This is a genomic window from Sulfitobacter sp. IGS-18 (assembly GCF_059628195.1).
Map to the genome: position 1 here is coordinate 495,724 of NZ_CM184556.1, position 24,141 is coordinate 519,864.

Annotated in this window: 29 protein-coding genes; 17 read left to right on the forward strand and 12 right to left on the reverse strand. The window is 63.3% G+C overall.

What is annotated here, in order from left to right; genetic code table 11:
• Positions 1 to 199: 199 nt before the first annotated feature.
• Genes ACWNZ3_RS02305 through ACWNZ3_RS02330 form a run of 6 tightly spaced genes read right to left on the reverse strand, consistent with a single transcriptional unit; the run spans position 200 to position 6,754 of the window.
• The gene (locus ACWNZ3_RS02305; protein ID WP_496901052.1) at positions 200 to 1,132 is read right to left on the reverse strand and encodes a 2-hydroxyacid dehydrogenase; all 933 of its coding nucleotides are present in this window, start codon (positions 1,130 to 1,132) and stop codon (positions 200 to 202) included.
• A gap of 3 nt (positions 1,133 to 1,135) precedes the next feature.
• The gene (gene rodA / locus ACWNZ3_RS02310; protein ID WP_274573191.1) at positions 1,136 to 2,275 is read right to left on the reverse strand and encodes a rod shape-determining protein RodA; all 1,140 of its coding nucleotides are present in this window, start codon (positions 2,273 to 2,275) and stop codon (positions 1,136 to 1,138) included.
• Positions 2,272 to 4,215 (reverse strand): penicillin-binding protein 2, encoded by a 1,944-nt coding sequence (mrdA, locus tag ACWNZ3_RS02315; protein WP_496901053.1) that lies wholly within the window; start codon positions 4,213 to 4,215, stop codon positions 2,272 to 2,274. Before mrdA ends, rodA begins: the two co-directional genes overlap by 4 nt.
• Before the next feature lies 1 nt (position 4,216).
• Entirely contained in the window at positions 4,217 to 4,756 is a 540-nt protein-coding gene (locus ACWNZ3_RS02320) for a rod shape-determining protein MreD (protein ID WP_114277377.1), read from the reverse strand.
• On the reverse strand, positions 4,753 to 5,658 hold the full coding sequence (gene mreC / locus ACWNZ3_RS02325; RefSeq protein ID WP_114277378.1) for a rod shape-determining protein MreC: 906 nt from the start codon (positions 5,656 to 5,658) through the stop codon (positions 4,753 to 4,755). Before mreC ends, ACWNZ3_RS02320 begins: the two co-directional genes overlap by 4 nt.
• 49 nt (positions 5,659 to 5,707) lie before the next feature.
• Positions 5,708 to 6,754 (reverse strand): rod shape-determining protein, encoded by a 1,047-nt coding sequence (locus ACWNZ3_RS02330; RefSeq protein ID WP_067295094.1) that lies wholly within the window; start codon positions 6,752 to 6,754, stop codon positions 5,708 to 5,710.
• Between the two features lie 170 nt (positions 6,755 to 6,924).
• Between ACWNZ3_RS02330 and ACWNZ3_RS02335 the strand changes: the two genes are divergently transcribed.
• Entirely contained in the window at positions 6,925 to 7,509 is a 585-nt protein-coding gene (locus tag ACWNZ3_RS02335; protein WP_269364070.1) for a VOC family protein, read from the forward strand.
• A gap of 34 nt (positions 7,510 to 7,543) precedes the next feature.
• Here ACWNZ3_RS02335 and ACWNZ3_RS02340 read toward each other — a convergent pair whose 3' ends face one another.
• Positions 7,544 to 7,855: a DUF1244 domain-containing protein gene (locus tag ACWNZ3_RS02340; RefSeq protein ID WP_269364072.1), complete on the reverse strand. Its 312-nt coding sequence runs from the start codon at positions 7,853 to 7,855 to the stop codon at positions 7,544 to 7,546.
• 237 nt (positions 7,856 to 8,092) lie between these two features.
• On the opposite strand from ACWNZ3_RS02340, the gene pyk reads away from it, so the two are divergent.
• The 4 genes from pyk (at position 8,093) to rplT (ending at position 10,566) form a co-directional block, all read left to right on the forward strand.
• Positions 8,093 to 9,538 carry a pyruvate kinase gene (gene pyk / locus ACWNZ3_RS02345; RefSeq protein WP_496901054.1) on the forward strand — a complete coding sequence of 482 codons (1,446 nt, stop codon included), beginning with the start codon at positions 8,093 to 8,095 and terminating at the stop codon, positions 9,536 to 9,538.
• 44 nt (positions 9,539 to 9,582) lie between these two features.
• Positions 9,583 to 9,807, forward strand: coding sequence for a hypothetical protein (locus ACWNZ3_RS02350; RefSeq protein WP_274573190.1), 225 nt, complete (start codon positions 9,583 to 9,585; stop codon positions 9,805 to 9,807).
• A gap of 177 nt (positions 9,808 to 9,984) precedes the next feature.
• Positions 9,985 to 10,185 carry a 50S ribosomal protein L35 gene (rpmI, locus tag ACWNZ3_RS02355; RefSeq protein ID WP_071973065.1) on the forward strand — a complete coding sequence of 67 codons (201 nt, stop codon included), beginning with the start codon at positions 9,985 to 9,987 and terminating at the stop codon, positions 10,183 to 10,185.
• A 15-nt stretch (positions 10,186 to 10,200) separates the two neighbouring features.
• The gene (rplT, locus tag ACWNZ3_RS02360; protein ID WP_067295078.1) at positions 10,201 to 10,566 is read left to right on the forward strand and encodes a 50S ribosomal protein L20; all 366 of its coding nucleotides are present in this window, start codon (positions 10,201 to 10,203) and stop codon (positions 10,564 to 10,566) included.
• Between the two features lie 156 nt (positions 10,567 to 10,722).
• Here rplT and ACWNZ3_RS02365 read toward each other — a convergent pair whose 3' ends face one another.
• Positions 10,723 to 11,310: an NAD(P)H-dependent oxidoreductase gene (locus ACWNZ3_RS02365; protein WP_496901055.1), complete on the reverse strand. Its 588-nt coding sequence runs from the start codon at positions 11,308 to 11,310 to the stop codon at positions 10,723 to 10,725.
• 105 nt (positions 11,311 to 11,415) lie between these two features.
• On the opposite strand from ACWNZ3_RS02365, the gene ACWNZ3_RS02370 reads away from it, so the two are divergent.
• The 5 genes from ACWNZ3_RS02370 (at position 11,416) to ACWNZ3_RS02390 (ending at position 16,478) form a co-directional block, all read left to right on the forward strand.
• Positions 11,416 to 11,994 (forward strand): TetR/AcrR family transcriptional regulator, encoded by a 579-nt coding sequence (locus ACWNZ3_RS02370; RefSeq protein WP_496901056.1) that lies wholly within the window; start codon positions 11,416 to 11,418, stop codon positions 11,992 to 11,994.
• A gap of 78 nt (positions 11,995 to 12,072) precedes the next feature.
• Positions 12,073 to 13,146: a phenylalanine--tRNA ligase subunit alpha gene (gene pheS, locus ACWNZ3_RS02375; RefSeq protein ID WP_114277385.1), complete on the forward strand. Its 1,074-nt coding sequence runs from the start codon at positions 12,073 to 12,075 to the stop codon at positions 13,144 to 13,146.
• A gap of 9 nt (positions 13,147 to 13,155) precedes the next feature.
• Complete coding sequence (locus ACWNZ3_RS02380) at positions 13,156 to 13,443, forward strand: YrhK family protein (protein WP_496901057.1); 288 nt, start codon at positions 13,156 to 13,158, stop codon at positions 13,441 to 13,443.
• 179 nt (positions 13,444 to 13,622) lie between these two features.
• Positions 13,623 to 16,022: a phenylalanine--tRNA ligase subunit beta gene (pheT, locus tag ACWNZ3_RS02385; protein WP_496901058.1), complete on the forward strand. Its 2,400-nt coding sequence runs from the start codon at positions 13,623 to 13,625 to the stop codon at positions 16,020 to 16,022.
• Positions 16,023 to 16,031: 9 nt separating this feature from the next.
• Positions 16,032 to 16,478 (forward strand): YtoQ family protein, encoded by a 447-nt coding sequence (locus ACWNZ3_RS02390; protein ID WP_269364088.1) that lies wholly within the window; start codon positions 16,032 to 16,034, stop codon positions 16,476 to 16,478.
• A gap of 33 nt (positions 16,479 to 16,511) precedes the next feature.
• On the opposite strand, the gene ACWNZ3_RS02395 is transcribed toward ACWNZ3_RS02390, so the two are convergent.
• Entirely contained in the window at positions 16,512 to 17,210 is a 699-nt protein-coding gene (locus ACWNZ3_RS02395) for a glutathione S-transferase family protein (protein WP_496901059.1), read from the reverse strand.
• 145 nt (positions 17,211 to 17,355) lie between these two features.
• On the opposite strand from ACWNZ3_RS02395, the gene mscL reads away from it, so the two are divergent.
• A complete protein-coding gene (mscL, locus tag ACWNZ3_RS02400) occupies positions 17,356 to 17,790 on the forward strand; it encodes a large conductance mechanosensitive channel protein MscL (protein WP_269364234.1) in 435 nt (144 codons plus the stop codon).
• A gap of 58 nt (positions 17,791 to 17,848) precedes the next feature.
• Here the strand turns inward: mscL and ACWNZ3_RS02405 are convergent, their stop codons facing one another.
• On the reverse strand, positions 17,849 to 18,460 hold the full coding sequence (locus ACWNZ3_RS02405; RefSeq protein WP_496901060.1) for a TetR/AcrR family transcriptional regulator: 612 nt from the start codon (positions 18,458 to 18,460) through the stop codon (positions 17,849 to 17,851).
• 86 nt (positions 18,461 to 18,546) lie between these two features.
• Here ACWNZ3_RS02405 and ACWNZ3_RS02410 point away from each other — a divergent pair, with 86 nt between their 5' ends.
• Positions 18,547 to 18,888, forward strand: coding sequence for a darcynin family protein (locus tag ACWNZ3_RS02410; RefSeq protein ID WP_269364093.1), 342 nt, complete (start codon positions 18,547 to 18,549; stop codon positions 18,886 to 18,888).
• A 176-nt stretch (positions 18,889 to 19,064) separates the two neighbouring features.
• Here ACWNZ3_RS02410 and ald read toward each other — a convergent pair whose 3' ends face one another.
• Positions 19,065 to 20,183 (reverse strand): alanine dehydrogenase, encoded by a 1,119-nt coding sequence (gene ald / locus ACWNZ3_RS02415; protein WP_114277391.1) that lies wholly within the window; start codon positions 20,181 to 20,183, stop codon positions 19,065 to 19,067.
• A 137-nt stretch (positions 20,184 to 20,320) separates the two neighbouring features.
• Between ald and ACWNZ3_RS02420 the strand changes: the two genes are divergently transcribed.
• A complete protein-coding gene (locus ACWNZ3_RS02420; protein WP_274573181.1) occupies positions 20,321 to 20,779 on the forward strand; it encodes an Lrp/AsnC family transcriptional regulator in 459 nt (152 codons plus the stop codon).
• On the forward strand, positions 20,780 to 21,526 hold the full coding sequence (locus ACWNZ3_RS02425) for a sulfite exporter TauE/SafE family protein (protein WP_496901061.1): 747 nt from the start codon (positions 20,780 to 20,782) through the stop codon (positions 21,524 to 21,526). It abuts the gene before it with no gap.
• An 87-nt stretch (positions 21,527 to 21,613) separates the two neighbouring features.
• On the opposite strand, the gene rpsU is transcribed toward ACWNZ3_RS02425, so the two are convergent.
• A complete protein-coding gene (gene rpsU, locus ACWNZ3_RS02430; RefSeq protein ID WP_007118112.1) occupies positions 21,614 to 21,820 on the reverse strand; it encodes a 30S ribosomal protein S21 in 207 nt (68 codons plus the stop codon).
• A 168-nt stretch (positions 21,821 to 21,988) separates the two neighbouring features.
• Between rpsU and ACWNZ3_RS02435 the strand changes: the two genes are divergently transcribed.
• The 3 genes from ACWNZ3_RS02435 (at position 21,989) to ACWNZ3_RS02445 (ending at position 24,136) form a co-directional block, all read left to right on the forward strand.
• The gene (locus ACWNZ3_RS02435) at positions 21,989 to 22,687 is read left to right on the forward strand and encodes a COQ9 family protein (protein WP_496901062.1); all 699 of its coding nucleotides are present in this window, start codon (positions 21,989 to 21,991) and stop codon (positions 22,685 to 22,687) included.
• Between the two features lie 158 nt (positions 22,688 to 22,845).
• The gene (locus tag ACWNZ3_RS02440; RefSeq protein WP_496901063.1) at positions 22,846 to 23,565 is read left to right on the forward strand and encodes an energy-coupling factor ABC transporter ATP-binding protein; all 720 of its coding nucleotides are present in this window, start codon (positions 22,846 to 22,848) and stop codon (positions 23,563 to 23,565) included.
• Positions 23,540 to 24,136: an energy-coupling factor transporter transmembrane component T family protein gene (locus tag ACWNZ3_RS02445; protein ID WP_496901064.1), complete on the forward strand. Its 597-nt coding sequence runs from the start codon at positions 23,540 to 23,542 to the stop codon at positions 24,134 to 24,136. The genes ACWNZ3_RS02440 and ACWNZ3_RS02445 overlap by 26 nt, the downstream gene beginning before the upstream one ends.
• Positions 24,137 to 24,141: the final 5 nt, after the last annotated feature.

Sequence of the window (24,141 nt, forward strand, 5' to 3'; positions counted from 1 at the left end):
GCGCTGCGGGTCTCACCAAACCCAGGGTTTCGGATCCGTCCTTGCGCGACCCCGTGCTGACAGGCCGCCAACCTCTTGCCAAGGATAATCGGCGTATCCCCGCGCGGCGGGGTCCCTCGTCGATTTTCCTTGGCAAGAGGTCAGCGCCCCGTCTGTCCGGTCGCACGCAAGGGCGGCTCCGAAACCAGGGACCTGTCGATCAGTAGCCCAGGTCCCGGTCGACGAGATTGAGAAATGCTTTGCCCGCCTCGCCGCGCCGGATGTTTTCGGCGACGGATTGCGCGGCTGTCGTGGCCCGCGTTTCGGCAGCGATATGCGGCGTGACCGTGACGCCCGGATGCGCCCAATAGGGATGGTCCTGCGGCAGGGGTTCGGTGCGGAAGACGTCCAGTGTGGCATGTGCGATCTGCCCGCTGTCCAGCGCCTCAATCAGGGCGTCATCGTCGATCAGCGGGCCGCGGCCGGGATTGATGATGAAGGCACCACGCGGCATCAGGGCCAGGGTTTCGCGGTTCAGCGTATTTTCGGTGGCGGGCGTGTCGGGCAGCAGCAGCACGGCGATTTCGGCGCGGCCAAGCGCCTGTTTCAGCCCCTCTTCGCCATGCAGGCAGGTGACACCGGCGACCTCTCTGGGGCTGCGCGACCATCCAGTCACCTGAAAGCCGATGTCGGCAAGCAGCTTCGCCGCAGCACTTCCCAGGGCCCCGAGACCCAGCATCACGACAGAGCGTTCCTGGGCCAGGGGCGGGGTGCGTGGCTCCCAGCGGGCATCACTGCGGGTGATGTCCGTGTCCAGGCCGAGGTGATAGCGCATCACGTGGGCGGTCACCCATTCCACCATGCCCTTTGTCAGGCCGGGATCGACCATGCGCGCCAGCGGGATCTTCAACGTGTCATTGCCGACCACGTTTTCCACTCCGGCCCAGAGGTTCAGCACCGCCTTGGCGCGGGTATAGGGGGTGAAATCCTGCAGGTCGCTGTTCGGGGCATAGACGATGTAATCCACCTCGGCGGGCGGGATATCCATGCTGAGCCGCGCATCGAGACCCGCGTCGGCAAGCGCCTTGCGCAGGGGCTGTTCATAGGTTTCCCACCGCTCCGATTTCGCGGCGAAAAGGACATTGATGGTCATGGGTTACCTCGGTCTGTGGACATGGGCGGATTGCACGAGGCCAAAGGCCAGCAGCAGCACCAGCATGGCTGATCCGCCGTAGCTGACCAATGGCAGGGGCACGCCGACCACCGGCGCCAGCCCCATCACCATCGACATATTGACCGCAAAGAACAAAAAGAAGTTCAGCGCGATGCCCAGGGTCAGCAGGGAAGAGAACCGGTCCTTGTTCAGGATCGCGGTGACCACGCAGAACAGGATGATCATCGCATAGAGCCCCAGCAGGCTGAACCCGCCGACAAAGCCGAATTCCTCTGCCAGGGTGGTGAAGATGAAGTCGGTATGTTTTTCCGGCAGGAAGTTCAGCCGCGACTGGGTGCCCTGCATGAAGCCGCGCCCGGTCCAGCCGCCGGACCCCAGCGCGATCTTGGATTGGGTGATGTGATAACCCGCGCCCAGCGGATCGGCGGCGGGATCGAGAAAGGTGTCGATGCGGCGGTACTGGTAGTCGTTCAGCAATTGCCAGGTGGTGCCGCGCGACTGGAAGACTGCCGTCAGCAGCCCCGTGGCCGAGGCGATGACCGCGGCGAAATAGGCCCAATGCACCCCGGCCAGGAACATCAGCCCGCCCCCCGCCGTCAGCAGCAGGATCGAGGTCCCGAGGTCCGGCTGGCGCAGGACCAGCACGGTCGGCACACAGATGATCAGGACCGGCAGCAACACCCAGAACGGGCGCGATACCTTTTTGGCGGGCAGCCAGTCGTAATAGGCGGCCAGAAACATCACCAGGGTGATTTTCATCAGTTCGGAGGGTTGCAGGTCCATGAAGCCAAGGTCGATCCAGCGCTGCGAGCCCTTGCGCTCATCGCCGATCAGCGCCACGGCGACCAGCAGCAGCAGCGAGCCCCCATAGGCCAGGCCCGACAGGTTCCGCCAGAGCCAGATCGGGATCATCGCCACTGCGAGCATCAGGGAGAGGCCAAGGCCGAAGCGTTTCATCTGCGGTTCGGCCCAGGGGGTGAATGACCCTCCGGCGACGGAATAAAGCATCAGGAAACCGATGCAGCAGACCGAGGCCAGCAGCAGCGTCAGCGGCCAGTTCAGGTGCAGGATCTTGCGAAACCCCGTCGGGACCGATTTGACCGTATATTCAAGGTAACTCATGCCTGATCGTTTCCGTTGATCGCGGCCTGGGGCTGCATCTCGCGCAGCTTGCGTTGCTGGGTCTTGATCCGGCCCCGGTCGGCAGAGGGATAGGCCTCCAGCGGGGGGTCGCCCCCTGCAAGCGCCTGCAGGATCACGTCCCGTGCGATGGGGGCAGCTGCCGTAGATCCGCCGCCGCCATGTTCAACCAGCACCGACACTGCATAGCGCGGGTTGTCGAAGGGGGCGAAACTGACAAACAATGCGTGGTCGCGACGTTCCCAGGGCAGGTCTTCGTTCCGGCTGACCCCGCGCGCCCGTTCGGCGGCGGTAATGTTGCGGACCTGGCTGGTGCCGGTCTTGCCCGCCATGCGGTATTCTTCGGCGATGATGCGCGACCTGTAGCCGGTGCCGCGGCGGTTGTTGACCACCTCGAACATCGCGCGGCGCATCTTGCGCAGGTTGTTTTCGTTCATGCCCAATGACTCGCCCGCGCCACTGGGTTGCTCGACGCCGTCGATTGTCTTGACCAGCCGTGGTGTCACCGCCCGGCCGGTGGCGATGCGCGCGCTCATCACCGCCAGTTGCAGCGGCGAGGCGAGCATGAAACCCTGCCCGATGGAGGCGTTGACCGTGTCGCCGATGACCCAGTCCGCCCCGCGTGTCTCGCGCTTCCAGCTTTTGGTCGGCGTCAGGCCCGAGGCGACAGAGGACAGCGCCAGTTCATGCTTGATGCCAAGGCCAAAGCGGTTCGCCATGGCCGAAATCTTTTCGATCCCGACCTTGAGGGCGAGATCGTAGTAATAGACGTCGCAGGATTGCTTCAGCGAGTTTTCCAGGTCGACCCAGCCGTGACCCGCGCGTTTCCAGCAGTGAAACCGCCGCCCCGCGACTTCGAGATGGCCGGGGCAATAGACGGTTTCGTCCGGGCCGATGATGCCTTCCTCGATGGCGGCCATGGCCGTCATCATCTTGAAGGTCGAACCGGGCGGGTACGTCCCCTGCACCGTCTTGTTCACCAGGGGGCGGTATTTCGATTCCAGCAGCGGGTTGTAGTCCTTGGAGGAAATCCCGCCGATGAAAAGGTTCGGGTCGTAGGATGGCGCCGAGGCGATGGCGGCCAGGTCGCCGTTCTCGCAGTCGATGACCACGACGGCGGCGCTTTCCCCGTCCAGGCGGGCCTGGACGTATTGTTGCAGCTTGGCGTCCACGGTCAGCTGTATGTCCTTGCCCGATTCGCCCTCGCGCCGGGACAGTTCGCGCATCACCCGGCCGGTGGCGTTGACCTCCACCTGCTTGGTGCCGGCCTTGCCGCGCAGGATATCCTCGCGCCGGGCTTCCACGTTGATCTTGCCGATCTGGAACCGCGGGATGCGCAGCACCTGGTCGGGGTCCTCCAGCGCGTCGAGGTCGGCCTGGCTGACCCGGCCGACGCGGCCCACCACATGGGCAAAGTCCGAGCCGCGCGGATAGACCCGCGTCAGCCCGACCTCGGGTGTGACGCCGGGCAGGGCGGGCGCATTGACGCTGACCCGGCTGACATCCTCCCAGCTGACATCGTCGACGATGGTGACGGGCAGGAAGGGTGCGGAGCGCTTGATCTCTGCCATGGCGCGTTCGCGGGTTTCCGCGTCAATCGTGATGATCTGTCCCAGACGATCCATCACCGCCTCTGCGTCGCCCGCATCTTCGCGCACCATGACAATGCGATAGCTCGGCACGTTCTGCGCCAGCCGCATGCCGTTGCGGTCAAAGATCTCGCCGCGGGCGGGGGGGATCAGCCGGATGTTGATGCGGTTTTCCTCGGCCAGCAGGCGGAACTGGTCGGCTTGATCGACCTGCAGATACCGCATCCGCGCGGCAAGGCCGCCCATGAACAGCAACTGCGCGCCGCCCAGCAGGGCGGCCCGGCGGGTCAGCCGCGTGTGGTTGGCATCGTTTTCGGCGCGGTTGCGTCTCATCTCAGACCCTCTGCCCCAAAGCATCCAGATCGCCGGGCGCGGTCTTGCGCACCCGCATCAGCCCGTGGGTTACGGCCACGACCAAGGGATAGAATAACAAGGACATGCCCAGTTCCGAAAGGCTGAGTGTGAGGCCCGGCACAGGCACCAGCACAAGGGCAAGTATCAGCCGGTTCGCGACCATGATCAACACCATGATCATGGCAACCGACACCCATTCAGCGGCAAAGCCGCCGTCGCGCAGGGACCGGCCCCGCGACTTGAGGTTTTCACAGCCGACCAGCGCCAGCAACGCCCAGAGGCCCGGCGGGCGCTGCAACAGAAGGTCCGACATCAGAAAGGCGATGGCCAGCGCGAGGGCAGGCACATATTCCGGGCGCCGCAGGCCCCAGGCACAGGCAAAACACAGCAGCAGGTCGGGGCCGGCCCAGCGGCGCGGCGTGGTTTCCATCGGCAGCAGATGAAAGAACAGTATCACAAGCGCAAGGAACAGGAACGACGCCCGCATCGCCCAAAGCCGGGACAGCGACAGATCGTTCATTCACTCACCTCCGCTTCCGCCTCTGTCTGCACGGGCAAGGGGCCTGCAGGGGAGATCACCTGCGCATTGTCGGTCACCTTCTCGGTGCCGTAGTGCCGCATCACCCGCAGGAATTCCAACCGCTCGTAATCCGCCGCAAGCCGCACGCGCAGCCGCCCGCCGGGGTCGGCGGTGACCTGTCCGATCAGCAGACCCGCCGGAAAGACGCCCCCGTCACCGGATGAAATCACCCGGTCGCCGGGACGCACCAGATCGGGGCTTTCGATGAAATCCAGCGGCGGCGCGGCGGAATTGTCGCCCGCGACGATCGTGCGCTGGCCCGAAGGCTGGATCACCGCCGGGATGCGGCTGGAGGCATCTGTCAGCAGGATCACCCGTGCGGTATTCTGCGCCACGCCGGAAATGCGGCCGACAAGCCCGATGCCGTCCATGGTGGCCCAGCCGTCCACCAGCCCGTCACGCGCGCCGACGTTCAGCAGGACGGACTGCCGGAAGGGAGAGCCGGAATCGGCCAGCACCACCCCGGTGATGAAGGTCAGGCGCGGGTCCAGCCGCACCTTGTTGAGGTCCAGCAGTCTGGCATTTTCCTGTTCCAGTTGCAGGGCCGCTTCCTTCCAGGCCTGCATCTGGCGCAATTCGCTGCGCAGCTCCTGGTTCTGTTCGCTCAGCCGCTGGTAGGATTGAAAGTCGCGCAACAGGTTGATCGTGCCCGTCACCGGCGCCATCGCCCAATCCAGGTTGGGCACCAGCCGGTCGGTGATCTGGGCGCGAAACCGTTCGACGCGCGGACTGTCGATGCGCCACAAAAGAAAGATCGCGCCCAGCAGCAGGATCAGCACAGCCAGCAGCAACCGGCGCAGCGGGCCGGTGAAATCACTGCTGGTTGAGCGGTCTTTGGCCATGTCACAAAGGCTCCTGCCCGAGGGGCGGGCGTGGCAATGGTATCAGGATTCAGCTGTCGTAGTCGATGGCGTGGCGCAGCTGTTTTTCGTATTCCAGCGCCTTGCCCGTGCCCAATGCGACGCAGTTGAGCGATTCATCCGCGATGGAAACGGCAAGCCCGGTCTGCTCGCGCAGCGCAAGGTCCAGATCGCCCAGCAATGCGCCGCCGCCGGTCAGCATGACGCCCCGGTCCACAATATCCGCCGCAAGGTCGGGCGGGGTGGTTTCCAGCGCGGTCATCACCGCCTCGCAGATCTGCTGCACCGGTTCGGCCAGCGCCTCGGCGATCTGGGCCTGCGTGACCTCGATCTCTTTCGGCACGCCGTTCAGCAGGTCGCGGCCGCGGATCTGCATCGAGGTGCCGCGCCCGTCGTCGGGCATCCGTGCCGTACCGATGGAGGTCTTGATGCGTTCTGCGGTGGTTTCCCCCACCAGCAGGTTCTGCTGACGGCGCAGGTAGCTGATGATTGCCTCGTCCATCCGGTCGCCGCCGACGCGGACGGAGCGGGCATAAACGATGTCACCAAGGCTGAGAACCGCCACCTCGGTGGTCCCGCCGCCGATGTCCACGACCATATTGCCGGTGGGATCGGTGATCGGCATCCCCGCACCGATGGCCGCGGCGATGGGTTCGGCGATCAGACCCGCGCGGCGTGCGCCAGCGGAAAGGACCGATTGGCGAATCGCGCGTTTCTCGACCGGAGTCGCGCCATGCGGCACGCAGACGATGATCTTGGGCTTTGAAAAGGTGGAGCGTTTATGCACCTTTCGGATGAAGTGCTTGATCATCTCCTCGGCGGTGTCGAAATCCGCGATGACACCTTCGCGCATCGGGCGGATCGCCTCGATACTGCCGGGGGTGCGGCCCAGCATCAGCTTGGCGTCCTCGCCCACGGCCAGCACCTTCTTGACCCCGTCCTTGATATGATAGGCAACGACCGACGGCTCAGACAGAACAATCCCACGACCCTTGACGTAGACAAGCGTATTCGCCGTGCCCAGATCAATCGCCATGTCGGAAGAAAACATGCCGCGGAGATTTCCAAAGATGTTCATGCGGTGCAAACCTTGATTAAAAGCCCAATCAGCCCGCGACTCTGACAGAGGCGGGCGCGCAGCCCTTATAGGCTTCGCTCCGCTGAGGCGAAAGGGGGGCTCTGAGAAGTCTCGGCATCTTGTCGCCGCCGGGTTAGGCTGGGCAGGAAAACAAAGGGTGGAGATATATAATGAAGAAAATTCAATCGCTCGGCGTCCATCACATCACGCTGACCGGTGCCGACCGTCAATCCTCGATCGACTTCTGGGAGGGGGTGCTGGGCATGCCTTTCATCTTCGACCAGCCCAATCTGGACGACCCGGACGAGGGGCATCTGTATTTTGATCCCGGTGACGGCCGGCTGATCACGATATTCACAAATGAAAACCGCAAGCCTGTTCATAACAGAACCCCGACCGATCCGGGCTGCGTGCATCATCTGGCGCTTGAGGTCGATCAGGCGACGCATGAACAGGTGCTTGACCGCCTGGCAGAGCGGGGCATCCCGAATTCCGGGATCAAGGACCGGGGTTTCATGAAGTCGATCTATTTCAAGGACCCGCTGGGCTTTCTGATCGAACTGGCCTGCTACACCTTCATCCCGCCGCGCGGCAGCAGCCATGCCGAGGTCATGCTGGAGGCACACAAGCTGCGCGTCGCACGGGGCGACAAGGCCATCGGCCGCAGCCATCTGGCCGACGCGGTGCTGTTGATCGTGGAGCGCAGCCAGTTGTCGCTGAGCGAGGATCGTGGCGCGCGCAACCCTTACGGGTGAGCCATCGCAAGGCGGCAGGTCGCGCGCAGGGCGGTCAGCCTTCGCCGACGTTTTTGGCAAAGGCTTCCTTGAATTCAGCCTGCTGTCCGGATGTCGCATCGGTCTGGTAGTTCTTCTTCCAGTCCTCCATCGACATGCCGTAAAACAGCTCGCGGGCCTCTTCCTTGGTCATTTCGATGCCCCGTGCATTGGCCGCTTCCTGATACCAGCGGCTCAGGCAGTTGCGGCAGAACCCGGCAAGGTTCATCAGGTCGATGTTCTGAACGTCGGTGCGGTCCTGCATCAGATGTTGTTGCAGACGGCGAAAGGCGGCGGCCTGCAGTTCGATCTCTTGCTGATCTGGCATGGTGATCTCCTTTTGGATGAAAGCTGGGGGGGCATCGCACAGGTGTCAAGCAGATGCGCCATTGAGCATCGAAATCATCCGGTGCAAGGCGGCCGGGGCTGGCAGAAGCTTAGCATTCATGAAACCTTGGGTGATTATGACGGTGGGGCTTCATATGGGCGGCAATGTATGTTACCGCTAACGGAAGAAAATTAACGGGCCACTGTCTGGCCCAGAAGAAAGAACAGGGAAAATCACATGAGACGCCTGCGCAACGTAAAGATCGTGGCAACCTTGGGCCCTGCATCCGATACATACGAGATGATCGAAACGCTGCACAAGGCCGGGGCGGACGTGTTTCGCCTGAACATGAGCCATGGCAGCCACGAGGAAATCCGCGAAAAGCACCGCATCATCCGCGAGGTCGAAGAGAACCTTGGCAGCACCATCGGCATTCTGGCTGACCTGCAGGGCCCGAAACTGCGCGTGGGTGTCTTTGCCGGTGACAGCGAACAGCTTGATCCCGGTGCCAGTTTCCGGCTCGATCTGGACGAGGCGGAAGGTGATGCAAGCCGGGTCAACCTGCCCCACCCCGAGATTTTCCAGGCGCTTGAGCCGGGGGCGACCCTGCTGGTCAATGACGGAAAGATCAGGCTGAAGGTCAAGGACTGCGGTCCGGATTTTGCCAATTGCGAAGTGGTGATCGGCGGCATCATTTCCAACCGCAAAGGGGTGAACGTGCCCGATGTCGTGCTGCCGCTGGCGGCGCTGTCGGACAAGGACCGCGCGGATCTGGAATTTGTCTGCGGCCTGGGCGTGGACTGGCTGGCGCTGAGCTTTGTGCAGCGCCCCGAAGACGTGACCGAAGCACGCGATCTGGCAAAGGGACGGGCCTCCATCCTGTCCAAGATCGAAAAACCCTCGGCGGTGACGCGGTTCGACGACATTCTGGCGGTCAGCGACGGCATCATGGTCGCACGCGGCGATCTGGGTGTCGAACTGCCGGTGCAGAACGTCCCGCCGATCCAGAAACGCCTGGTGCGCAAATGCCGTATGGCGGGCAAGCCGGTGATCGTCGCCACCCAGATGCTGGAATCGATGATCGAAAGCCCGATGCCCACCCGGGCCGAAGTGTCGGACGTGGCCACCGCGATCTACGAGGGGGCCGATGCGGTCATGCTCTCGGCGGAATCCGCGGCGGGCGCCTATCCGGTCGAGGCGGTGCAGACCATGAACAATGTCGCCTCCGAGGTGGAGCTGGACCCGACCTATACCCAGATCATCGAATCCTCGCGCATCGCCGACCGTGAAACCGTGGCCGACGCCATTGTTGCTGCGGCCCGCGAGATTGCGGAAACCACCGAGATCAAGGCGATCTGCTGCTTTACCCAAAGCGGGACCACCGCCGTGCTCACAGCCCGTGAGCGGCCCCGCGTGCCGATCATCGCGCTGACCCCCGATGTGCGCACCGCCCGGCGGCTTGCATTGAGCTGGGGCACGAACTGCGTGATCACACCGCCGCTGGACCGGTTCAAGCTGGCGGTTGTCGCGGCCGTCAAGGCGGCAACCGCCGAAGGTTTCGCACAGGCGAAAGACCTGATTGTCGTCACCGCCGGCGTGCCCTTCAACGTGCCGGGCACCACCAATATCCTGCGCGTTGCCCCCTGCGACGAACGTTTGATTTTTGCATCCGATCCGGAGTAGCCTGTTCAGGTAGTTGATTTTTTCTCAATCAGGAGTGGTCGGTAATGGACCCTGATCTGGCACTTGTCCTCGGCATCGTGATCGGGGCGCTCTCGATCCCGTCCATCCTGTCGGCCCTGTCTGACAGACGCGCGCCGCGCGCCTCGGCGCTGACGATCCTGATCGCCGGGGGGCTGGTCCTCTATGCTGCGCAGAACAAGCCGCAGGGCTATGCGCTGGAAGAGGTGCCGGATGTCTTTGTGGATGTCGTCGCCCGCTATATGCCCTGAGGCCGGGCGAGGTTTCACCGGCCGGCGGATGCGCCGGTAAACCAGCAACCGCGCAACCGCATCGCGGCACTTGCCAAACCGGCACAACCCTCCTATACGCCCTCACTCAACCCGCGCGTCCGGCCAACGTGGCATGCCGAGTCGCGCGTCAACCGAACTCAATAGACGGAGACGGAAATGCCCAAGATGAAGACGAAATCGAGCGCCAAAAAGCGCTTCAAGATCTCGGCGACCGGTAAGGTCATCGGGGGTCAGGCCGGCAAACGCCATGGCATGATCAAGCGGACCAAGAAATTCATCCGCGACGCACGCGGCACGACAGTTCTGTCAGAGCCCGATGCAAAGATCATCAAGGGCTATATGCCCTACGACCGCTGATAGAGGAGAACCGAGATGTCCCGAGTTAAAGGTGGTACAGTCACCCACGCCCGCCACAAGAAGATCGTCAAGGCCGCCAAAGGTTACTACGGCCGCCGCAAGAACGTCTTCAAGGTCGCCACGCAGGCGGTCGACAAGGCGAACCAATACGCCACACGTGACCGCAAGAACCGCAAGCGGAACTTCCGCGCGCTGTGGATCCAGCGGATCAACGCCGCTGTGCGCTCCCATGACGAATCGCTGACATACAGCCGTTTCATCAACGGTCTGAATCTGGCCGGCATCGAAGTGGACCGTAAGGTTCTGGCCGACCTGGCCGTGCACGAGCCCGAAGCCTTCGGTGCGATCGTCAAGCAGGCACAGGCGTCTCTGGCCGCGTAATCCGCGCCAGTCAGAAATTTCAAAAGGCCCCCGCGGCGATGCGGGGGCTTTTTTGTTTGGGCAGGTTCAGCATGGGTGGCACCGGCTGTGCGGCTGTGGGTTTCCAGCCGGCAGGGGGCAGGGCGCGTTACAGGGGCCGCGCACCAGCGTTGCGGCTCAGACCCCCGCCTTGCCCAATTGCCCCACATTCGCCAGCCAGCCGTCAACCTGCCCGGCACCGGGGCTGCTTGCGGCAGAGAAAAAGCTTACCCTGGTCGGTTTGATTCCGACAAAGCGCAGGATCTGCCCGCGCATCTGATGCAGGATGGCATTGCGATAGATCAGCGACAGGAACCATCTGGGCGTGTCCGAGGTCAGGATCAACCGCGCCGAACGGCCCGAGAGCAATGGTTTGGGCATCTTGCCCCTGGGCACCCGGCTGTCAAAGGTCCGGCCCGGCAGGAACGCCCGGTCAATCGCGCCCTTCAGCTTGGCCGGAATGCCGCCCCACCACATCGGCGCGGTCAAGACGACATGCTCTGCCCATTCGATGTCCGTCAGCAGCTTTTCCAGGGCGGGCTCCAGTGGCTTGGTTTTGCCAAAACCCGCAAATCCATGGTCGGGGTCGAAATCCATTGCTGCGATATGGGTCAGGCGCACCTCATGCCCCGCTGCACGCGCCGCCCCGGCATAGGCTTCGGCCAGGGCGCGGTTCAGGGAGGTTTCGGCCGGGTGGCCATTCAGGATGTAGATGCGTTTCGACATGGTGGTTCCTTGTAATTGACCGTGGTCATTAATTGTTATCGGCCAAAATGACCACGGTCAATAATCAAATTTGACCGCGATCAGGGATCGTGCCACATCTGGGTCATGAAACAGGCTGTCCAGAAACGCACCCTCGAAACCCGCGCCCGGCTGGTGGCCGCGGCCAAGGGGCTGGTCGCGGCGCAGGGCTATGCCGCGCTGCGGGTCGAGGATGTCGTGGCAAAGGCGGGGGTGGCCAAGGGCACCTTCTTTGCCCATTTCCCCGACAAGGATGCGCTGATGGATCTGCTGATCGGGGCCGAGATCGACCGCCACCTTGATGCCATCGCAGATCTGCCCGCCCCGCGCGACGTGGATGAATTTGTCACGGTTCTGATGCCGTTACTGCGTTTCATGACCTGCGAACGCTATGTCTTTGACGTGATCCTGCGCCACTCCGGCGCGGCGCTGGCAGAGGAGATCGGACCGATTGCCACCACCTTTGTGCGCCAGGCCGAGGTTGTTGCCGCTTGGTTGGACCAGGGCCCGTTTCGCCGCGATGTCTCCCCGGATTTGCTGGCCGAAGGGGTGCAGGCATTTGCCACCCAGGCGATGGCGCTGCATTTCTGCGCCCTGCACAACGCCGTGCCGCTCGACCAGCGCCTGCGCCCCTATCTGTCGGCCTGGCTGCAACCGGGCATCTGAACCCGCTTCACGCCCCGCATGGCTTGTATTCAGCGGCCAGTCTGCTAGCACGACCCTGACAGTTGAAGGACGATTGCGATGGACGATCTCAAGCAGAAATACCTTTCCCGGATTGCCGATGCGGCGGACGAGGCTTCCCTCGAAGACATCCGTGTCACCGCCGTGGGCAAGAAGGGTGAGATCGCGCTGAAAATGCGCGAGCTGGGCAAGATGACCCCGGAAGAACGGCAAGTGGCCGGTCCCGCGCTGAATGCCCTGAAGGACGAGATCAACTCCGCCCTCGCGGCCAAGAAGGCGGCGCTGGGCGACGCGGCGCTGAACGAACGCCTGCGCAGCGAATGGCTGGATGTGACCTTGCCCACCCGCGCCCGGCGGCAGGGCACGATCCACCCGATCAGCCAGGTGACCGAGGAGCTGACAGCAATTTTTGCCGAGATGGGCTTCTCCGTCGCGGAAGGGCCGCGCATCGACACCGACTGGTACAATTTCGACGCGCTCAACATCCCCGGCCACCACCCGGCACGGGCGGAAATGGACACATTCTATATGGCGCGCGCGGAAGGCGACAACCGCCCGCCACATGTACTGCGCACCCATACCTCCCCGGTGCAGATCCGCACGATGGAAGCGCAGGGCGCGCCGCTGCGCATCATCTGCCCAGGTGGCGTCTATCGCGCGGATTACGACCAGACCCATACGCCGATGTTCCACCAGGTCGAGGGGTTGGCGATTGACCGCGATATCTCCATGGCGAACCTCAAGTGGGTGCTTGAGGAATTCTTTGCCGCCTTCTTCGAGATCGACGGGATCAAGACACGCTTCCGCGCCTCGCATTTCCCCTTCACCGAACCCTCGGCAGAGGTCGACATCCAGTGTTCCTGGGTCGATGGCCAGTTGCGCATCGGCGAGGGCGACGGCTGGCTGGAGGTGCTGGGCAGCGGCATGGTGCACCCCCATGTGCTGCGCTCCGGCGGGGTGGATCCGGATCAGTGGCAGGGCTTTGCCTTTGGCATGGGGATCGACCGCATCGCGATGCTGAAATACGGCGTGCCGGACCTGCGGGCCTTCTTTGATTCAGACCTGCGCTGGCTGCGGCACTATGGGTTCGCCTCGCTGGACCAGCCGAACCTGCACGGCGGGCTGAGCCGGTAAGGAGGCCATATGAAGCTGTTTCACCGCGACAGGCGAAACGACTCAGCGGCGCACCGCCGGATCTATGCCCGGTTCGAGATCGCCTATACCATGGTCGATTTCCTGGCGGCCCTGATGTTCATCATCGGCTCGGTGATGTTCTTTTCAGACGCCTGGGTGACAACTGGCACCTGGCTGTTCCTGATCGGGTCGTTCTTTTTTGCCGCCAAACCCACCCTGCGCCTGTGGCGTGAGGTGAAATTATACCGCCTTGGCGATATGGAAGACCTGGCCCGGCGCGCAGGCGGCGACGGCTGACACAACCCGGGACCGGGCGCGGGATCACCCTGAGGGGGACGCGGGTGGCCGGCCGGGCTTTGGTGTATTTGAAGAACAATGAAAGGGGGGTGTCGCGCGCCAAAAGCGGGGCTTTTCATTGAAACCCCCGGCGTTTGCGGATACCGAACCCGTGAGACGCATGCACGAGGAACCGCGCGATGAAATTCACCCTGTCCTGGCTGAAAGAGCATCTGGATACGACCGCTTCGGTCGATGAAATCACCTATGCCCTGACCGATCTGGGTCTGGAGGTCGAAGGGGTCGAGGACCGCGGCGCGAAACTGGCGGATTTTACCATCGGTTACGTGAAATCTGCGGAAAAGCATCCCGATGCGGACCGCCTGAACGTCTGTCAGGTCGAAACCGACGAAGGTGTGACCCAGATCATCTGTGGCGCGCCCAATGCGCGTGCAGGCATCACCGTGGTGGTCGCCAAGCCCGGCGTCTATGTGCCCGGCATCGACACGACCATCGGCGTGGGCAAGATCCGCGGCATCGAGAGCTATGGCATGATGGCCTCCGAGCGCGAGATGGAACTGAGCGAGGAACACGACGGCATCATCGAACTGCCCTCGGGCGAGGTTGGGCAGCGGTTTGTCGACTGGCTGGCCGAGAATGACCCGGCCAAGGTTGATCCGGTGATCGAGATTGCCATCACCCCGAACCGCCCCGATGCGCTGGGCGTGCGCGGCATCGCCCGCGATCTGGCGGCACGCGGTCTGGGCAAGCTGAAACCGCGCGACGTGGATGCGGTGGAGGGTGCCTTCCCCTGTCCGGTCACCGTCAGCATCGACGAGGACACCCGCGACCAATGCCCGGTGTTTTACGGCCGCATGATCCGGGGCGTGACCAATGGCCCGTCACCTGCCTGGCTGCAGGACCGCCTGCGCGCCATCGGGTTGCGGCCGATCTCCTTCCTCGTGGATGTCACGAACTTCTTCACCTATGACCGCAACCGCCCGCTGCATGTCTTTGACGCGGACAAGATCGCGGGCAATGCGCTGCGGGTGCATCGCGCCCTGGGCGGCGAGACGATAATGGCGCTCGACGACAAGGAATATACATTCGAAGCGGGCATGACCCTGATTTCCGACGCCGATGGCGTGGAAAGCATTGGCGGCGTCATGGGCGGCGCCGGGTCGGGCTGCACGGCGGAAACCACCAATGTCTTCATCGAGGCGGCCTATTTCGATCCGGTCCGCACCGCCTACACGGGCCGCGCGCTCAAGATCAATTCCGATGCGCGTTACCGGTTCGAGCGTGGGATCGACCCGGCCTGGACGCCTTATGGCATCGAACATGCCACCCGGATGATCCTGGATCACGCGGGTGGCGAGGCTTCCGAGGTTGTGGTGGCGGGTCAGATCCCGGACACGGCCCGCGCCTACAAGCTGGACGCGGCAAGGGTGCAGTCGCTGGTCGGCATGACCATTCCCGAAAGCGATCAGCGCCAGACGCTGACATCGCTGGGCTTCCGGCTGGAAGGCAACATGGCCCATGTGCCGACATGGCGGCCCGATGTTCAGGGAGAGGCGGACCTGGTGGAAGAGGTGGCCCGTATCGCTTCGCTGACCAAGCTGGAGGGGCGGCCGCTGCCGCGCCTGACCGCAGGTGTGCCGCGCCCCGTGCTGTCACCGACACAGCGCCGGATCGGGGCGGCGCGCCGTGCCACCGCCGCGCTGGGCTATAACGAATGCGTCTCCTACAGCTTCATTGACCAGGCCTCAGCCGCGCTTTTCGGGGGCGGTACGGATGCGACCCGGCTGGAAAACCCGATCTCTGCCGACATGAGCCACATGCGCCCGGCGCTATTGCCGGGATTGTTGCAGGCGGCCGCGCGCAACCAGGCGCGGGGCCATGCGGATATGGCACTGTTCGAGGTTGGCCCGGCCTTTCAGGGGGGCGAGCCGGGTGAACAGGCGGAGATGATCACCGGGCTGCTGATCGGGCGCACCGGACCCAAGGATGTGCATGGCGCGTCCCGGCCCGTGGATGTCTTTGACGTCAAGGCGGATGCGGAAGCTGTGCTGTCGGCGATGGGCGCCCCGGCGCGGGTGCAGATCCTGCGCGGCGCGCCGGATTACTGGCATCCGGGCCGGCACGGCATGATCTGCCTGGGCCCGAAGAAGATCCTGGGCATCTTCGGCGAAGTGCATCCGAAAATCCTGACCGCGATGGACGTGAAGGGGCCCGCCATGGCCTTTACCATCTGGCCTGATGAAATCCCGCTGCCGCGCAAGGCCGGGGCCACCCGTGCCGCGCTTCGGATCAGCGATCTGCAGGTGGTTGAGCGTGACTTTGCCTTTGTCGTGGATGCCGGGGTCGAGGCGCTGACGCTGGTCAATGCGGCGCTGGGCGCGGACAAGTCGCTGATCGAGGATGTGCGCGTCTTCGACGAATTCATCGGCGGATCGCTGGGCGAGGGTAAAAAGTCGCTGGCGATCACGGTGCGGATGCAGCCCAGCGAAACCACATTGAAAGACGCGGATATCGAGGCGGTCGGGGCCAAGGTGATCGAGAAGGTCACCAAGGCCACGGGCGGCGTTCTGCGCGGTTAAGGGGGACATATGCTCAGAGTTTACCTGTCCGGCGAAATCCACACCGACTGGCGCGAACAGATCGTCGAGGGGGCCAGCGGGCTGGATGTCGCCTTTGACGGTCCGGTCACCGACCACGCCGCCAGCGACGATTGCGGCGTGGCGATCCTGGGCGCGGAGGCGGACAAGTTCTGGCACGACCGCAAGGGGGCGCAGATGAACGCCATCCGCACCCGCAAGGGGATTGCGGATGCGGATGTGGTGGTTGTGCGCTTTGGCGATCAATACAAGCAATGGAACGCCGCCTTTGATGCTGGCTATGCCGCCGCCCTGGGCAAGTCGCTGATCATTCTGCACGGGCCTGACCATGCCCATGCGCTGAAGGAAGTGGATGCCGCTGCCCTGGCGGTTGCGTCGGAACCGGCGCAGGTAGTGCAGATCCTGCGCTATGTGCTGAACGGCACGCTGCCGGGCTGAACGGGCTGCCACCCGCCCGCCCGGCGCGGGGCATCAGTCGCGCGGGGGCGTCACCAGACCCTTCTGCACTGCGGGGCGGGCCGTGAACCGTTCCAGATAATCCACCAGGTTGCTGTGATCTTCCCAGCCCACCACCTCTTTCGCGCCATAAAAATCGAGCCCCCGCAGCCAGGGCGCGATGGCGATGTCGGCGATCGAATAGTCACCGGCAATCCAATCCTTGCCCTCAAGCGCCAGGTTCAGCACGTTCAACAGGCGCTTTGCCTCGTTGATGTAGCGTTGCTGGGGGCGCTTATCTTCCCATTCGGATCCGGCGAATTTGTAGAAAAAGCCGAGCTGGCCCAGCATCGGACCAAGGCCGCCCATCTGGAACATCAGCCACTGGATGACATGCGCCTTTTCGGTCGCGGTGCTGCCGATCAGCTTGCCTGACTTTTCTGCCAGATAGATCAGGATCGCGCCGGATTCGAACAGGCCCACGGGTGTGCCGTCCGGCCCGTTCGGGTCAATGATCGCCGGGATCTTGTTGTTGGGGTTCAGCGACAGGAACTCCGGGCTTTTCACGTCGGCATCCGACAGGGTGACTTTGTGCGCCTCATAGGGAATGCCCATTTCCTCCAGCGCGATGGAGACCTTGACGCCGTTCGGCGTGGGAAAGGAATAAAGCTGCAATACGCCCGGGTCTTTCGGCGGCCATTTGCGGGCGATGGGGAAGGAATCGAAAACTGACATGGAGGGCTCCTTTGGTTTCATGATGCAAGGTAGTTGCTTTTCCCCGCAGTAACAGACTTCCACCTGTGCGAAGTTATGCTAACAAATGTGCATTGCTGAACGGACCGAAAGCCGTCCGGGCATCTACTGGAAAGAGGGACATGTTGTGATTAACGAATTCAAGGACTTCATCGCCAAGGGCAATGTCATGGACATGGCCGTCGGTATCATCATCGGCGCGGCCTTTACCGCCATCGTGACATCGCTGGTCGGCGATCTGATCAATCCGATCATCGGCCTGTTCTCGGGCGGGGTGGATTTTACCAATAACTATGCCGTGCTGGCCGGTGACGTGCCTGCCGGTGCCTCATTGGAAGCCGCGCGGGAGGCGGGCGCCTCTGTCTTTGCCTATGGCGCCTTCATCATGGCGGTCATCAATTTCCTGATCATCGCCTTTGTGGTCTTCATGCTGGTCAAGATGGTCAACCGTGTCAAATCTGCGGCCGAGAAGCCCGAAGAGGTCGCACCCGAAGTCGAGACCGGCCCCTCGGAGCTGGACGTTCTGCTGGAAATCCGCGACCAGCTTGCCAAGGGCAAGTGATCCGCTTCGTTTTCGATCAAAGGCCCGCTTTGGTGGGCCTTTTTCTGTTTCCGGGGCTTTAGTCGGCCGCCGCCGGACATGACCCCAGGCCGAGGTATCCGCGCGCCAGCCGCCCGGATCTGAGCAACAGCGCCTCCTGATCGGTTTCACCGGCCATGCCTGCGGCATCAATCATGCCGCGCAGCGCTGCCACCAGATCGCGGGCCAGCAGATCGGCATCCTCCAGCCCTGCATGGGTCAGAAATGCTGCGACCCTTTGCAGAATGGCGGCGTTCAGGGCCTTTGTTTCTTCCTCCAGCGGGAGGACAGCATCGGCATATTCCAGCATCCGGGCCAGTTTGGGCCGGCGCAGCTGATGGCCGACGGCCGCGCGCAGCAACCTCTCCAGGGTGGTCTCCACATCCTCCGCGGCCATGTCGCGGGTGGCTGTCTGCACATCTTCCAGCAGTTGAGCGCGCTCCCGGCGGATGATCTCGGCCAGGATCGCCTCCTTTGACGGGAAATATTGATAAAGCGTCCCGATGCTCACCCCCGCGACCTCGGCCACGCGGTTGGTGTTCAGCCGGTCAAACCCTTCCGCCACCAGAATGCGAGCAGCCGCCTCCAGGATGGCGTCGTAACTGACGCGGGCGCGGGCCTGCGTTGGTGTTTTTCGGGGGTTTATCCGCATCTCCAGGGCCACCTCCGGAAGCGAGTAGAAGAATGTGAGCGATTGCTCATACTTATGAACTGCAAGCAGGGAAAAAGGAATGCCCGATGAAATGGACCATTTTTGTCAACATGCGCGCCACACCGGCCTGGTTGCGCCAGCCGCCCGGGGAACGCGACAGGATCGCTGCGGCATGCCTTGGCACGGCGATGGTGGACGACCGCGTGACCATGCGGTTCTACGATGCGGAAGCCTTCAGCGGTTATTGCTCCGACGTGGCCGTGTTCGAGACGACCGACATGCAGGCCTATTATTTCGTCATGGAGAGGCTGCGCAATACGGCACTGTTGTCCGTGCCGTACTTTGAAATTATCTCCATCATCCCGGCCATGGAAAACGGTTTCCGGGAGTTCCAGCGCGCCGAGCAGGGGGTGCGGCAAGGCGGGTGATCGGGCCATCCGGCGCAAGCGCCGGCCCGGCCCGCACATTGCATTACCTTGGGCCCGACCGGAGCTTCGCCGCATTCTCACCTATGACCGCTTGGCCCCTGCCACCTCCTCCTGACATGCTGCAGCATTCAGGGACGACGAGGTGACACAAAGCCGGGTTTGGCTGGTGTCTGACGTTACGCCTTCAGCGCAAGCCGGGGTGACAACACGTCGATCCCAAGTGCCTTGCCCACCGCATGATAGGTCAGTTTGCCCGCATGTACGTTCAACCCGTTCAGCAGATGCTCGTCCTCTTCGCAGGCCTGACGCCAGCCCTTGTTGGCCAGCGCCAGCATGAAGGGCATGGTCGCATTGCCAAGCGCGATGGTCGAAGTGCGCGCAACCGCACCCGGCATGTTGGCCACGCAGTAATGCATGATTCCGTCGACCTCATAGACCGGATCCTGGTGCGTGGTTGCCTTTGACGTCTCGAAACACCCGCCCTGGTCAATCGCCACATCGACAAGCGCCGCACCGGGTTTCAGCTCGGACAATTGTGCGCGGGAAATCAGCTTGGGCGCCGCAGCACCGGGGATCAGCACCGCGCCGATGATCATGTCGGCCTGACGCGCCAACTCCATGGTGTTCTGGGCAGAGGCATAGGCGGTCTTGAAGGTGCCGCCGAAGACATCGTCGAGATAGCGCATCCGGGGCAGGGACCGGTCCAGCACGGTCACATCCGCGCCCATGCCCGCCGCGATCCGCGCCGCATGTGTGCCGACAACACCGCCGCCGATCACCATGACGCGGGCAGGGTTCACACCGGGCACACCGCCCATCAGCACGCCGCGTCCGCCGTTGGCCTTTTGCAGGGTCCATGCGCCAACCTGGGGTGCCAGACGGCCCGCAACCTCGGACATTGGTGCCAGCAGGGGCAGGCCGCCCATGCGGTCGGTTACGGTTTCATAGGCGATGCAGGTCGCACCGGAGGCCATCAGGTCGCGTGTCTGCTCGGGGTCGGGGGCAAGGTGAAGATAGGTGAACAGCACCTGGCCCTCGCGCAGCATCTTGCGCTCCACGGCCTGCGGCTCCTTGACCTTCACGATCATGTCGGCGGCGGCGAAAACCTCCTTCGCGGTCCCGATGATCTGCGCACCGGCGGCCTGGTAATCGCTGTCCTCGAAGCCCGCGCCGATGCCCGCGCCGGTCTCGATCAGGACCTCATGTCCTGCCGTTGTCGCCTCCAGCGCCGCCGAGGGGGTCAGCCCAACGCGGAATTCCTGCGGTTTGATCTCTTTCGGGCAGCCGATTTTCATGATGAGTCCCCTGTTGATTGATTGGCGGAAGCATGGGCAATTCTGCACGCAAAGGGACACGAATAAAGGTGGCGCGACCGGCATTTATCAGGATATCATTGCGCCATGATCAACATATACGCGAAAGTCTTGCGCCGATGAGTCTCGACGAGATTGATCGCCGTATCCTCAGGGCACTTCAACGCAACGGGCGGATGTCAAACGCCGAACTGTCCGACGATGTCCATCTGTCCCCCTCCGCCTGCCACCGCAGGGTCCAGCGGATGGAGCGGACCGGCTATATCAGCGATTATGTCGCCCTGCTGAATCCCCGGAAACTCGGGGTGCCGACAACGGTCTTTGTGGAGATTACCCTGCAAGGCCAGGCCGATGAAACACTGGACGCCTTCGAAAAATCCGTCGCGCGGATTCCCGATGTGCTGGAATGCCACCTGATGGCGGGCTCTGCCGATTACCTGTTGAAAGTGGTGGCCGAGAATACCGAAGATTTCGCGCGCATCCACCGCCAGCATCTTGCACGGCTGCCGGGGGTGCAGACCATGCAGTCCAGCTTTGCCCTGCGCACCGTCTGCAAAACCACCGCATTGCCTGTCTGAATGCAGATTGAACCCGAGATGGGCCTGCTGGTGGCCGCCGTGTTCCTGTTTGCCGGCACGATCAAGGGTGTGATCGGGCTGGGCCTGCCGACGGTCGCGATGGGGATCATGGGCCAGTTCCTGCCGCCCACCACTGCCCTGGCGATCATTGTGCTGCCGCTTCTGGTGTCGAATGTCTGGCAGGTGATCCGCGCCGGGGCGGGGCTGGGCACGCTGCGGCGCTACTGGCTGCTGATGGCACTGCTGGGCGGATCGCTCTGGCTGACGACGTTCTTCACCGCCTCGGTCTCGCCCGAATTCCTGCTCGGCGCCATCGGGGCTGCTATTGTCGTCTTTGCCGTCTCGAACCTGCTGGGGACCCCGCCACCGGTCCCCGACCGCTGGGACCGGACAGCACAGGCGATCACGGGGATCAGTGCGGGCGTGCTGGGGGGCTTTACCGGCATCTGGTCGCCGCCCTTTGTGACCTACCTCATCGCCCGGCGCACCGATGCGGATGAATTCGTGCGCGCCTCGGGCCTCTTTATCCTGATCGGGGGCGTGCCCCTTGCCATCGGCTTCTGGCAGTCGGGCATCCTGAACGGGACCACCGGGCCGCTTTCGGCGGCGATGATCGTACCGACGCTGGCGGGCTTTACCCTGGGCGAGGTGCTGCGCCGCCGGATGAGCGCCAGGGCCTTCCGCCGGGTGTTCCTCTGGCTTTTCCTGCTGATGGGGCTGAACCTGCTGCGCCGCGCGCTGTTCTGACCGGCCCGGGACCCGGACGGCAGGCCAAAGAAAACCCCCGCAGCGCGGGGCTGCGGGGGTTCTGATTTCCGGCATCGCGGGAATGATTTACATCATGCCTTCGCGTTGCGCTTTTTTGCGTGCCAGCTTGCGGGCACGGCGGATCGCTTCAGCTTTCTCGCGCGCTTTTTTCTCGGAGGGTTTCTCGAAATGTTGCTTGAGCTTCATTTCGCGGAACACGCCTTCGCGCTGGAGCTTTTTCTTCAGAGCCCGGAGGGCCTGATCGACATTGTTGTCGCGAACACTAACCTGCATGTGGTTGTCACCACCTTTCTAGGAAAAAGTTGCAAGGATTTGCAGGAAATGGCCCTATATCAACCTTGAAACTGTTTGTCGAGTCCGACAGGACCGCAATTGGAAGGTATGTCCGACAGGACCGCAATTGGACGGTACGTCCGACAGGACCGCAAAAAGGAGCGCAAGATGACCAAGGCAGCAACCGACCCCAGGCTGAAACTGCTGGATGCGGCCTTGCCGCATGTGCCCTTCGATGGCTGGACGGAGGTGACCTTCAAGGCCGCCATCGACGAAAGTGGCGTGGACCCGACAGTGGCGCGCGCGGTCTGCCCGCGCGGCGCGGTCGATCTGGCGGTGGCCTATCACCGGCAGGGCGATGCCGCGATGCTGGCCGCGCTGAAATCCGAAAACCTTGAAGACCTGCGTTTCCGCGACCGCGTGGCACGGGCGGTCCGCCTGCGTCTGGAACAGGTGCAGGACAAGGAACTGGTCCGGCGGGGCACCACCCTGTTTGCGCTGCCGCAATATGCGCCCGATGGCGCGAAGCTGATCTGGGAAACCTGCGATGCCATCTGGAACGCCCTGGGCGACACATCCGAGGATGTGAACTGGTATACCAAACGGGCCACCCTGGGTGGTGTCTATTCCTCGACCGTCCTGTACTGGCTGGGCGACGACAGCGAAGGCCACATGCGCACCTGGGCCTTCCTGGACCGGCGCGTCGACAATGTGATGCAGATCGAAAAACTCAAGGCGCAGGTGAACCAGAGCCCGACCCTCAGCAAGCTCATGGCGGGGCCGAACTGGCTGTTGAGCCACATCAAGGCGCCCAGCCGCTTTCCCAAGGGCGATCTGCCGGGGTCATGGACCGCCCCGCGGGATTGATTACAGTACCCCGCCTTTAACCTGATACAAGTTTGAGGCGGGGCGCTTGCCGCGGGAACTCGGGCCAAAACGGGTGCAATCTGGCGCGGGTGCCTTTACACCCCGGCCAGACATGCTAGGCGGTAGCGCCTTGATCCCAGCCGGAACAGACCCGCCTCATGCCGCTGATAGATGCACAAAACATCACATATGCGCCGAATGGCGTGCCTGTGTTGTCCGATGTAACCCTGGTCAGCGACGCCCGCCGCATCGGCGTGGTGGGCCGCAACGGATCGGGCAAGACCTCCTTCGCCCGTGTGCTCGCGGGGCTGGTCGCGGCGGACAAGGGACAGGTCCGTATCGCCGGTGCCCGGGTGGCAAAGGACCGCAAGGCGGCGCTGGGGGCTGTGGGCATCCTGTTCCAGAACCCCGACCACCAGATCATCTTTCCCACCGTGGAAGAGGAAATCGCCTTTGGCCTCGCGCAGATGGGCCATGCCCCTGCGGAGGTGGCGCAACAGGTTCAGGCGATCCTCGGGCAGTTCAACAAGGGCCATTGGGCGCGCGCCGCGATCCACCAGCTTTCGCAGGGCCAGCGGCAACTGGTCTGCCTGATGTCAATCCTGGCCATGCGCCCGCAGGTGATCCTGCTGGACGAACCATTTGCCGGGCTCGATATTCCGACCGCCATGCATCTGTCCCGGGTATTGGAAGGGCTGGAGGCGACCCTGGTCCATATCACCCATGATCCCGGCATGGTGCGCGGCTATGATCATGTGCTCTGGCTGGAAGGTGGCGCGGTGATGCAGCAGGGCAGGCCACAGGACGTGTTGCAGGCCTTCGAGGCACGTATGGTGGAACTGGGGGCGGCTGATGATCTCTCTGACCTCGCCGGTTGAAACCCGTGCCCATGGCTGGCCCGCCGGGGCCAAGCTGGCGGCGCTCTGTGCCGCGACGGTGGTGTTGTTCGCCACCAAGGCGCTGCTGTGGCACGGGGTCTTCCTGGCGCTGACCCTGGGGCTTTACGCCCTGCCGGGGGCGCTGTTCCTGCGCACCGGGATCGTCCGGCTCAGGCCGCTGTGGATCTTTGCGGCGGTGATCCTGCTGTGGCATCTGGTCACTGCCGATTTTCGGGCCGGGCTGGTGATCGTGATGCGGATGATGACCGCCGTGGCACTGGCCAATCTGGTCACCATGACCACCCGCCTCAGCGACATGATGGGGGTCGTGCGCTGGCTGCTGACCCCGTTTCGCGCCTTTGGCCTGCGCACCGATCTGGTGGAGCTGGCAATGGCGCTGGTGATCCGCTTCACCCCCGTCCTGGCCGGCAAGGGCCGCATGCTGGCACTGGCCTGGCGCGCCCGTGCGGTCCGCCGCCTGGGTTGGCGCATCATCACGCCCTTCGCCGTGCTTGCGATAGACGATGCGGAACATGTGGCCGACGCCCTGCGCGCGCGGGGCGGGTTGTAACTTGA